Origin of the sequence: Bradyrhizobium sp. (assembly GCF_027451485.1) — a bacterium.
Lineage (GTDB): Bacteria > Pseudomonadota > Alphaproteobacteria > Rhizobiales > Xanthobacteraceae > Bradyrhizobium.
Window position 1 is genome coordinate 1 of record NZ_DAIDJE010000128.1, and the last position, 10,771, is coordinate 10,771.

8 protein-coding genes and 2 pseudogenes are annotated in these 10,771 nt (G+C 61.4%); 7 read left to right on the plus strand and 3 right to left on the minus strand.

Annotated elements, in window-relative coordinates; translation table 11 throughout:
• The 4 genes and pseudogenes from NEZ08_RS15895 to NEZ08_RS15910 form a co-directional block, all read left to right on the plus strand.
• Positions 1-129 (plus strand): annotated as a pseudogene (locus tag NEZ08_RS15895) (polysaccharide export protein); the annotation flags it as partial.
• A gap of 2 nt (positions 130-131) precedes the next feature.
• Positions 132-1,268, plus strand: a complete 1,137-nt coding sequence (locus NEZ08_RS15900) for a glycosyltransferase family 4 protein (RefSeq protein WP_298108670.1) — start codon at positions 132-134, stop codon at positions 1,266-1,268.
• Between the two features lie 139 nt (positions 1,269-1,407).
• Positions 1,408-2,931 (plus strand): undecaprenyl-phosphate glucose phosphotransferase, encoded by a 1,524-nt coding sequence (locus NEZ08_RS15905; protein WP_298108672.1) that lies wholly within the window; start codon positions 1,408-1,410, stop codon positions 2,929-2,931.
• 52 nt (positions 2,932-2,983) lie between these two features.
• Positions 2,984-4,297, plus strand: a complete 1,314-nt coding sequence (locus NEZ08_RS15910; RefSeq protein ID WP_298108675.1) for an O-antigen ligase — start codon at positions 2,984-2,986, stop codon at positions 4,295-4,297.
• On the opposite strand, the gene NEZ08_RS15915 is transcribed toward NEZ08_RS15910, so the two are convergent.
• From NEZ08_RS15915 to NEZ08_RS15925, 3 genes are all read right to left on the minus strand, one after another.
• The gene (locus NEZ08_RS15915) at positions 4,282-5,463 is read right to left on the minus strand and encodes a trans-acting enoyl reductase family protein (protein WP_298108677.1); all 1,182 of its coding nucleotides are present in this window, start codon (positions 5,461-5,463) and stop codon (positions 4,282-4,284) included. The two genes, NEZ08_RS15910 and NEZ08_RS15915, sit on opposite strands and share 16 nt — an antisense overlap.
• Before the next feature lie 28 nt (positions 5,464-5,491).
• A complete protein-coding gene (locus tag NEZ08_RS15920; RefSeq protein WP_298108680.1) occupies positions 5,492-6,274 on the minus strand; it encodes a DUF169 domain-containing protein in 783 nt (260 codons plus the stop codon).
• Between the two features lie 78 nt (positions 6,275-6,352).
• Positions 6,353-7,156: a YdcF family protein gene (locus tag NEZ08_RS15925; protein WP_298108683.1), complete on the minus strand. Its 804-nt coding sequence runs from the start codon at positions 7,154-7,156 to the stop codon at positions 6,353-6,355.
• A 125-nt stretch (positions 7,157-7,281) separates the two neighbouring features.
• Between NEZ08_RS15925 and NEZ08_RS15930 the strand changes: the two genes are divergently transcribed.
• The 3 genes and pseudogenes from NEZ08_RS15930 to NEZ08_RS15940 all read left to right on the plus strand — a co-directional run.
• Positions 7,282-8,223 (plus strand): acetamidase/formamidase family protein, encoded by a 942-nt coding sequence (locus tag NEZ08_RS15930; RefSeq protein ID WP_298108688.1) that lies wholly within the window; start codon positions 7,282-7,284, stop codon positions 8,221-8,223.
• Between the two features lie 98 nt (positions 8,224-8,321).
• Positions 8,322-10,112: a tetratricopeptide repeat protein gene (locus tag NEZ08_RS15935; protein ID WP_298108690.1), complete on the plus strand. Its 1,791-nt coding sequence runs from the start codon at positions 8,322-8,324 to the stop codon at positions 10,110-10,112.
• Between the two features lie 201 nt (positions 10,113-10,313).
• Positions 10,314-10,771 (plus strand): annotated as a pseudogene (locus tag NEZ08_RS15940) (cytochrome C); the annotation flags it as partial.

Genomic DNA, 10,771 nt, shown 5'->3' on the forward strand with positions numbered 1-10,771 from the left:
GGCGGCTTCACGCCGCGCGCCAAGCGGGACAGCGTTACGCTGACCCATAGCGCCAGTCGCACCGTCGTGCCGCTCGGCACCCCGATCAGCCCCGGCGACACCATCCTCGTCGGCGAACGCTGGTTCTAACCATGGCCGAAACCGCAAATCGGCCCCTTCGCATTGTCCACGCGGTGCGCGCGCCAGTCGGCGGAATCTTTCGTCACATTCTGGATCTAGCCAACGGACAGATCGATGCCGGACACCACGTCGGCATCATCGCGGACAGTCTGACGGGGGGCGATCGCGCCAGCGCGGCACTGGCCGAAATTGCGCCACGACTGAAGCTTGGCGTCTGGCGCGTGGCGATCCACCGCGAACCCGATCTTACCGATCTGCTCGTCTGGGCCCGCTTCAAATATCTGATCACGCGGCTGAAGCCGGATGTGCTGCACGGACATGGCGCCAAGGCGGGCGCCTTCATCCGCATGCTTGGCCGCTCGAAGCGCTTCATTCGCGTCTATACTCCGCACGGCGGCTCGCTGCACTATCCGCTCTCGACGTGGAAAGGGGCCTTCTATAGCCGCCTCGAACGCGCGCTCATGAACAATACCGAGCTCTTCCTGTTTGAAAGTGCTTTCGCCCGCGACACCTATCAACGCACGATCGGCACGCCGAAGGCCGGTTTGGTCCGCTGCGTATTCAACGGCGTGACCGCGGCCGAGTTCGATTCAGTGACTCTCGCCCCGGACGCCACCGACATCGCCTATGTCGGCGAGTTTCGCCACATCAAGGGCGCCGATCTCCTGATCGAGGCTGTTGCGCGGCTGCGCGCCGCAGGCAGGCCGGTGACGCTAACACTTGCCGGAGATGGCGAAGAGCTCGGCGCCCTGAAGGCGCTCGTCGAAAGGCACGGCCTCGCCGAGGCCGTGCAATTCGTCGGTCACGTCAAGGCGCGCTTCGGTTTCTCGAAGGGGAAGCTGCTCGTCGTTCCCTCGCGCGGCGATTCCATGCCTTATGTCGTGATCGAAGCCGGCGCGGCCGGAATTCCGATGGTTGCCGCTGACGTCGGCGGCATCCCCGAGATTTTCGGCGTCCATCGCGAGGCATTGTTTGCGCCGAACTCGGTCGGCGCGATGGCGGATGCGATCGAGGCGGCGCTCGACGATCCATCCAACGCGTCGGCGCGCGCCAAAGCGCTTCGCGAGCGGATATTCACGCACTTTTCGCAAAAGGCCATGGTCGAAGGCGTGCTCGCTAGTTATCGCGAGGCATTTGCGCGACGTTAACCATTCCTTACACCGATAACCGTTTTTTCCGATTTGTCCTCTAAGCCGAGGTTTGCCGATTTCGGCGCGCTGTGCGCCGGCCTATATCGCGCCGGCAAGTGCGGATTGGATGATTGTGGAACCCATTAATGCACGTTCGATGTTGGACGCCGCCGCAGCTTCAGCGACGGCCGCTCCGGGAGCCCCGTCATTCGAACGGCGGCGGCGGCTTTCAAAGGCCGCGCTGCGGGTCGCGAGCCAGAAAGTCGGCCGCGCCTATTCGCCGGTCGTGATTGCCGGCATCGTTCGCATCGCCGACTTTGCGATGCTGAGCTGCATCGGCGTTGGGCTCTATCTCGGTTACGTGGCACCGATCGCCGGGTTCCATTGGGAATATGTCGTTGCCATCCTGACGATGACACTCGCTGCGGTGGTCTGTTTCCAGGCAGCCGATATCTACGACGTTCAGATCTTCCGCGGGCAGCTTCGCCAGATGACGCGCATGATCTCGTCGTGGGCGTTCGTATTCCTGTTGTTCATCGGCGTGTCCTTCTTTGCCAAGCTCGGCAACGAAATATCCCGCCTCTGGCTCTCTGCATTCTTCTTCATCGGTCTCGTCGCGTTGATCGCGGCACGGCTGTTTCTGCGCACGCTGGTGCGCTACTGGGCTCGCCAGGGACGTTTGCACCGGCGCACCGTCGTCGTCGGCGCCGACGAAAATGGCGAACAACTGATCGCAGCACTCAATGCGCAGGCCGACTCCGACATCGATATCCTTGGCGTGTTCGACGACCGCAACGACGGCCGTTCGCTCGAGACCTGTGCGAGCAGGCCGAAGCTCGGCAAGGTCGACGATATCGTCGAATTCGCCCGGCGCACCCGCATCGACCTGGTCCTGTTTGCGCTGCCCATTTCGGCGGAAACGCGAATTCTCGAAATGCTGAAGAAGCTGTGGGTGCTGCCGGTGGATATTCGTCTGTCGGCGCACACCAACAAGCTTCGTTTCCGTCCCCGCTCCTATTCCTATCTCGGCAAGGTGCCGACGCTTGACATGTTCGAGGCACCGATCACCGACTGGGATCTGGTGATGAAGTGGATGTTCGACCACCTCGTCGGCGCCGTCATCCTTCTCCTCGCCGCGCCCGTGATGGCCCTGGTCGCGATTGCGGTCAAGCTCGATAGCTCCGGTCCCGTACTGTTCCGCCAGAAGCGCTTCGGCTTCAACAACGAGCGCATCGACGTCTTCAAGTTCCGCTCGCTGTACCACGATCAGGCCGATCCCACGGCCGCCCGGGTCGTGACCAAGAACGACAGCCGCGTCACCCGTGTCGGCCGCTTCATCCGCAAGACCAGCCTCGACGAGCTGCCGCAGCTGTTCAACGTGGTATTCAAAAGCAATCTTTCGCTGGTCGGGCCGCGGCCGCATGCGGTGCAGGGCAAGTTGCAGAGCCGGCTGTTCGACGAGGCTGTCGACGGATATTTCGCGCGCCACCGCGTCAAACCCGGCATCACCGGCTGGGCGCAGATCAACGGCTGGCGCGGCGAAATCGACAACGAAGAAAAGATACAGAAGCGCGTGGAATTCGATCTCTATTACATCGAGAACTGGTCCGTGCTGTTCGACCTCTACATTCTTCTCAAAACGCCCCTGGCGCTGCTGACGAAAAACGAGAACGCCTATTGATTCCACGCCGGGCGTATTCCGGCGTCTGTTGCGTGAGTATTTCGAGATGTCGATGGCGTATACGGCGATCGCCGGTCCCTACCCGGCCATAACGGCTACGCCGCGCCTTCTTGTATTCCAGCGCCTGCTGGTGTGGCTGGTGGCAGCCTCGGGGGCGATCGTCATCATCGAGCCCAGCCCGTATGAGGTCATGACGCTTGGCGCAGCCGTCCTGTTCTGCGCCACCGGCCTGCGCATGCGGCTCGTGCTCGTGCCCCTGTTTTTGCTACTCGTCCTGATCAATATCGGTTACAGCATCGGAGCCATCCCGTTCTATGGCAAGCCGGAGGTCGTCAACTGGATCGCGACCTCGTGGTACATGGCGGTGACCGTGATGTTCTTCGCGATGGTGATGTCGGAGGATACCGCGGCGCGGCTCGACATGCTCCGCCGGGGCCTTCTCGCCGGCGCGATGATCGCAGCGATCTCGGCCATCGCGGGTTATCTAAATCTCATTCCCGGGGGGCACGACCTCCTCACGCTTTATGGACGCGCCAAGGGAACGTTCAAGGATCCGAACGTTCTCGGCGCGTTCCTGATTCTGCCGGCGCTCTTCGCGCTGCAAAGCGTCGTTGCAGATCATTTCGCGAAGGCAAGTCGCAATGCTTTGGCGTTCGGCGTCATCGCGATTGCGATCCTGCTCGCCTTCTCCCGCGCCGCCTGGGGCGGTCTTGCGATCACCGCTGCCTTCATGCTCGCCATGATGTTCCTGACCAGCCGCACGCGCGCCGAGCGCATGCGGATCGTGGTCATTTCTATCGTGGCCGTGGTCCTGGCGGCGGCACTGCTTGCCATTCTTTTGTCGTTCGATTCCGTCGACGAGATGTTCAAGCAGCGCGCGAGCTTCGACCAGAGCTACGACGAAGGCCGCTTCGGCCGCTTTGGCCGTCACATTCTCGGCGCCCAAATGGCGCTTGACCTGCCGTTCGGCATTGGTCCCTTGCAGTTCCACAACTACTTCCCGGAAGACACCCACAACTCCTACCTCAATGCCTTCATGTCCGGGGGATGGCTCTCCGGGATATGTTATCCGACCCTGATCGCGGTGACGGTCATCACGGGATTTAGGCATGTGCTGACGCGCGTCCCGTGGCAGCGCTTCTATCTTGCGATCTTTGCAGCATTTCTCGGGACGGTCGGAGAGGCCTTCATCATCGACACCGACCACTGGCGTCACTTCTGGATGATGCTCGGCACGATGTGGGGCATGTTCGCAGCGGCGCAGACGTACAAGGTTCGCCCCGATCGCAGCGTCGGCGCTTCGACGGAGGCGTCTTCCCAGCATCGCCTCGCTTTGACTTCAGCAAATCCTCACGCTTCGACCTGAAACGTCAGGCCTGCGTGGTCGACAAGCCGCTTGATCAGCTTGTGCTGCATGGCCGAGCCCGGCGTCCAGATCCCCGCGGGAACGTCTGGCGCATCCCGCAACAGGCAGACCGCGCATTCGGCAATCATCTTGGAGGTCGATCCATAGCCGGGATCGCGGTCGCCTTTGACCGATGCGCGAACCTGTCGACCGTCGGGCGCAATGCCGACGAAGAGCAAATCGTAGTACCCGCTCTCCCGCTCCTCCTTCGAAGGACCCTCGCCGGGTTTGGGCACCGCGGCTCCGGCAAGATTGTTGTTGGCCGCCATGATGCGCTTGGCTCTTGCCTCCCCTTCTTCGCCCGGACCGGCAATCTGCATTTCGTCGTAAACGAAATCCCGTCCATAAGCGAAGCCGAGCAGCGCGTTGGAGCGATGCACGTTGCGCGTGTTGATGTTCGCCATGAAAAATGGCGTCAGCCAGGTTTGTAGATCTTCATCGAACACCGGACGGTTGCCCGCTGGTTGCTTCGGACCTGTGAAACCCGGCGTGAGCGCGAAGGGATCGCGCACCAATGTCAGCAGGCTCGGGTCTTTCGCGGCGGCGTCAAAAATGGCCTTGCCACTGGCCGCCGTGCCGCCTGAGAACGTGCCCTTCATGGCGCGAACCCGTCCCTTGACCCGGGCAACCGGTGCCCCGAAGGTCTTCTTCGCGGCCTCCTGACACAAGAATACGCCGAGTTCGAACGGCAACGAGTCGTAGCCACAGGAGAACATGATGCGTGCACCGCTCTGTTCTGCCGTTGCCTGATGGGCATCGATCATCCGCCGCATCCACGGCACCTCGCCGCAAAGATCGAAATAGTCGGTGCCCGAAGCTGCGCACGCGGCAAGTAATTCATTTCCGTACAGGAGATACGGACCTACCGTGGTCACAACGGACTTGGTCTGATCGATCATCGCCTTGAGCGAAGCCGGATCGCCGGCGTCGGCCACGATCAGCGGCGTATCGGCGGGAGCGCCGATCGCCTCGCGCACCGATTTCAGCTTGTCGAGGCTGCGGCCGCCCATCGCCCATTTCAACGAAGCGTCGTTCTTGTAGTGCGCGGCCAGATATCCAGCGACAAGCTGGCCGGTGAACCCGGTCGCTCCATAGACAACGATGTCGAAGTTGGACGAAGATTTCATGCGAATTCCCTAAACGTGATGGCGCGACTTACTTCTTGCCGTATGAAACGCCCATGCCGGCGCGCACGTCGCTCTGGATACCATACGGCGCGATCGGATAGCGCAAGCCGTTCTTGGCCAGTTGCTTCATCCCGGCGATGGCCTTGGCCAGATGGGAGGGCTTGAGCGCCATCAACATCTCCTCGTCAGGGACGCCGCCATAGCGACGTTCCGCAAAACAGGGCAGCGAAAGCGAGGGCTCTCCGGTCTTGAGCGCCCGGCCCCATGAGTCCGCGCACGCGGTCTCGCCGACCACGCCCCATTCGAACTTCCTGTATCCGGTATATTGCAGCCCGTTGATCAGGATGATCATTTGGCCGGGCGTTGCATAGACAAGGCAAATATCCGGCGGATTAAGACGTCCGCTGGCGAGCGGGCTGACCGCCATCGCCTGATACCGACCGAAGGGCACGACATCGAGCGCTTCCTGCCGCTTCTTCGCATCCTCCGCCGTGCCATGCCATACGCCTACGTAGTTCTCTCCAGCAAGCCACTTCTCGTCCTGAGGGCCAAGACCGATCACCGCGCGGCATTGCGCGCCGACGAGATCGTCGGCCGTGATACCCACTGTCCAGCCGAGCCGCGAGGCCATGCTGACGATCTGGTCGGTGGTGTGAATCGCGGTCGGCCGCCTGATCTTGGGGATCTCCGTCATTTCCTCGACGGTTGCGAACATTTTCAAGCCAATCACAGTCGTCTTCAGACGGAGCAGGCTGTTCAGGTCCGCCACCATGCCGGCGGGATCGAATCTTTCCGGTGAGGTCTGCTGCACGATGGTTACTCCCCGATCAGCGTTCTTGAGTACGCCGGCCAATCCTAAACTGATTAGCGGGTCGCTGCGACCCTGCCATTACTTCCGCTCCGGTCCCGGAAAGAAGCGATCGGTCTTGCCCGTCAGCCAGTAAGCCGTCAACCCAATCCACTCGCGCATCGCCACATCTGTGCGTTCCAGGCCGTTGATCGCTATGGCGGAAAAGGAGAAAGCTTCGGATCGACTGGTGCGCCGGTCGACCGGAAAGGCTTCCACCTTAAATCCCGCTCTGCGGAACAGGCCCATCGCACGCGGCATGTGATAGGCCGACGTCACCAGCAGCCAGCGCTCGCCATCCTTCGGCTTGGCGACGGCTTTGGCGAATTCGGAATTTTCGACCGTGTTGCGCGACAGCCGTTCGGCTATCAGCCGTTCTTTGGCAACGCCAAGCTCTTCGAGCATGGTCAACGCGTAGTCGGCTTCTTTCGGCGACTTGTCCCCAATCAGGTTGGCGTTGCCGCCGGAGAAAACGATACGAGCGTTCGGATATCGGCGGGCCAGTTCCACCGTTGCGACGATCCGGTCGGCCGAATGGCCCAGGGCCGGCCGGCCAAGCGCGGCCGACAGATCAGGTTCGATGGCGCCACCAAGCACGACGATTCCGTCGGGCTCCCCATGAGACGCGTCCCATGGTGGAAATCTCTCCTCTAGCGGCAGGATCAACAGCTTGCCAACTGGCGAAAATCCGCACAGCGCCAGCAGCAGGACCGAGGCAACCAGCAGCCTGCGACCAAGCACCATCCATCGGGTGAGCAACAGAACCGCGCCCAGCACGCCGATGCCGATCAGCAAATCGATCGGCGTCAGCATGGTGCCGATGGTTTTTGAGAGAACGAAAAACAACGGAGATCTCCTGCCAGATCGATTTGACATTCCCAACGAGATGCGAATGCTGGAATCGCAATCATTCGCCACAAAACCTCATACGCCATGCCGTCCACCCAGACCATCAGCCCAGAAGCCGCGCCATGAAGCATCACTATCTGCGTTCGAGCCCGGAAACCTGCCATTGGGGCTTCTTCGAAGCCAAGCTGAAGCCCGTACTCACCATCGAAAGCGGCGACGAAGTCACGATCGACACGATCAGCGGCGGCCCAGAAGTGGTGCCGGACCGCAGCCGTTTCCACGTTCCGCCCGAACTAGCCGAGGTTCACACCAAAAATGAGCGGATGGTGCCGGGACATATCCTGACGGGGCCGGTCGCAGTGGTAGGCGCCGAACCCGGCGACGTCCTCGAGGTCGACATTCTCGACGTCCAGCTGCGCCAGGATTGGGGTTACAATCTGATCCGTCCTTTGGCCGGCACGCTGCCGGACGATTTCCACGAGCCGCGACTGATCAACATTCCTCTGGACAGAACGCGAATGATCGGGCGGCTGCCGTGGGGGCTCGAGCTTCCGCTTTCGCCGTTTTTCGGTGTGATGGGCCTCGCTCCGCCACCCGCTTGGGGCCGCATCACCTCGCTGATCCCGCGCGCGATGGGCGGCAATCTCGACAACAAGGAACTCACGCCCGGCGCCAAACTCTATTTGCCGGTCTTTGTGCCCGGCGGCCTGTTCTCCTGCGGCGATGGCCATGGTGTGCAGGGCGACGGTGAGGTTTGCGTCACCGCCATCGAGACCGCATTGCAAGGGCGGTTCAAGTTGACGCTGCGGAAGGATCTGCGGTTCACGTATCCGCGTGCGGAAACCCCGACGCACTACATGACCATGGCAATGGATCCCGATCTCGACCAATGCGTCGTGCGGGCGCTGCGCGACATGATCGTACTTATCGGCGAAAGGCGGAATTTGTCCCGAGAAGACGCCTATACGCTGTGCAGCCTGGCGGCCGATCTGCGGGTGACCCAGACGGTTAACGGCTCCAAAGGAATCCACTGCATGATCGCGAAGGCGGTTGTTCAAGGGTAACATTCGCCCAATCTTCATGCTTTAGGCCATTGGATTCGGTCTCCTGACCGCGTACTTTTGGTTTCTGCCGGACTGCGCCCCGCGAGAAACGCTATAGGATGGAACGACGCCTGGCCGCCATCGTCTGCGCTGATGTTGCCGGCTACTCCCGGATGATGGGGGCCGACGAGGAAGGCACGCATGCGACCTTCAAGGCTCATCGCAGCGCGATCTATCCCATCATACTCAATCACGGCGGCCGCCTGGTTAAGAACACCGGGGACGGCTTCCTGCTCGAGTTTCCCAGCGTGGTCGGCGCGCTGCAATCCTCGATCGAAATCCAGACCCTGATGGCGGAGCGCAACGGGCAGCTTCCGCCCGATCGGCTGATGCAGTTTCGTCTCGGCGTCCACATGGGCGACGTGATAGCCGATGAGGACGAGGTCTTCGGCGACGGCGTGAACATTGCCGTCCGCCTTGAATCGGTTGCGACGCCTGGCGGCGTCGCCGTTTCCGGCAAGGCCTATCGGGAGGCGAACAAGCACATCCAAGTTCCTCTGGCCGATGCCGGAAGCCGGCGCTTCAAGAACATCGAAGAGGCGATCAGCGTCTGGACCTGGAATCCCGGCGCATCCGAACCCGATGACCGCATCCTTCGCGACAAGTCCAACCTTACCGCCCAATACCGCACGGCCGTGGTCGGCGTGCTTCCCTTCGTCAATCTAAGCGACCGCGCGGAGGAGTACTTTTCTGACGGATTGACCGAGGACCTCATCCATGCCCTGTCGCTGCAATCGTTCTTCCGGGTGCTGAGCCGGAACGCGACCTTCTCCTTCAAGGGCAAGGATCTGCCGACGCGCCTCATCGCCCGGGAGATCGACGCTACCTATCTGATCCAGGGCTCGGTGCGGCGCGCGGGCAACAAGATTCGGGTTACCGCCGAACTGATCGCCCCCGAGAGCGGCGAGCAGCTATGGGCCGGTCGTTATGACAGCGATATCGGCGACCTTTTCGCCATGCAGGACGAGCTCACCACCAACCTGTCGGCGGCGATCGCACCGGAAATTTTCCGGGCAGAGGCCTCGGCCCCAACGCGCACCTCGGCTGATCCGACCGCCTGGGATCGCTTCCTGAAAGGCCTCTCCCACTACTACAGGCACACCAAGGCCGATTTCGAAACATCGATCGATCTGTTCAGACAAGCCACGGTTCTCGACCCCTCGCTTGCGATCGCGCGCGCCTATCTTGCCACAATCCTAACCCAAGGCGTGCATTTCGGATGGCTCAAAAGCACCCGCGAATTGTGGAACGAGGCGATGAGCCTTGCGGAGAGCAGCGTTCAGCTCGATCCCCGCTCCTCCTTCGCGTTTTCGATCCTGTCCTATATGCATGCGATGGAAGGAAATTACGACATCGCGATGCAGGCGGCGAAACGGGCCGTCACCCTCAATCCGTACGATATGGGCGCTCGCGCCATCCTTGGAATGGCTCACTTCGTCAGCGGCGAGCAGCAACGGGCCATCGAATTGTTTTCGATGGCCGTGCAGCGCGGCAATAGCGACCCGCGATACCGGTGGGATGCGCTGCTGGCCTTCGCCCATTACTTGTTGAAACAATATGACGCGTGCCTGTCCTGGGCGCGCGAGGCGCTTTACCTCACACCCAATCACCTTCAGGTGCTTGCAGTCAGGGCCGCGGCATTGGCACAATCCGGTCGAACCGACGAGGCGGAAAAAGCTGCCGCAATCCTCCTGACCGGCTTTCCAAGCCTGACGGTCGAGCGGCATTTGCGCAATTTCCGCTGGAAAAACCCGGCGGACATTGCCCATTACCGTGAAGGCCTGTTGAAGGCGGGCGTCCCCTTGGGCGAACTCGCCCGCGCCGATGGGCCATCCAAGCCCTTCGACTGAGCGCAACCTGGCGCAGCGGAAAAGACCCGAACTACGTATTCAGAAAAATTGCACCGGTCGAGTTGCCTGCATACAGTCGACAGCGAATTGGATTTCTGAACCTGTCCACATCGGCAGGTTGAACTCCGCTCGCGTTTATTTTGCCGGCGTTCCAGTCTCGAAACCGTTTTTGATGAAGCCATGTTTTGAGGATTGACGGTCATGCAAGACCAGCCCGCCGATTCGTCCGCAGGCCCCTCTCAGCAAATCCCGGTGTCGTCCGACAACCCCTGCCCATTCCTGCGCGGCCTCGTCGCGGGAGGATATGTCGGCGGCCATGTCGTTCCATTGCCGAAGCTCACCGCGACCATCGAATCGGCAACCGGCGAAAAAGGACTCAAGGAACGGCTGGCAGGCATCGAAATCTATCTCGTCGCGCTGATCGCGAACGGCCTCGGTCCGCTGCGTCTCTTCAAGAGCTGGTGGTCGGGTGCCGTGCTTGACCGATTGCGCAACGGGCCGCTGGACAAGCACGGCGCCGGCTCCCGGATTCTCAAGGTCGACGGCGAGGTCGACGAATCCGAGATCACACGGCTGGCCGAATTCGGCTCGGACTATGCAGACGCGAACGGCGGCAGCGAACGCGGGCTGAACGCGCGGCAAATCACGACCTACATGAA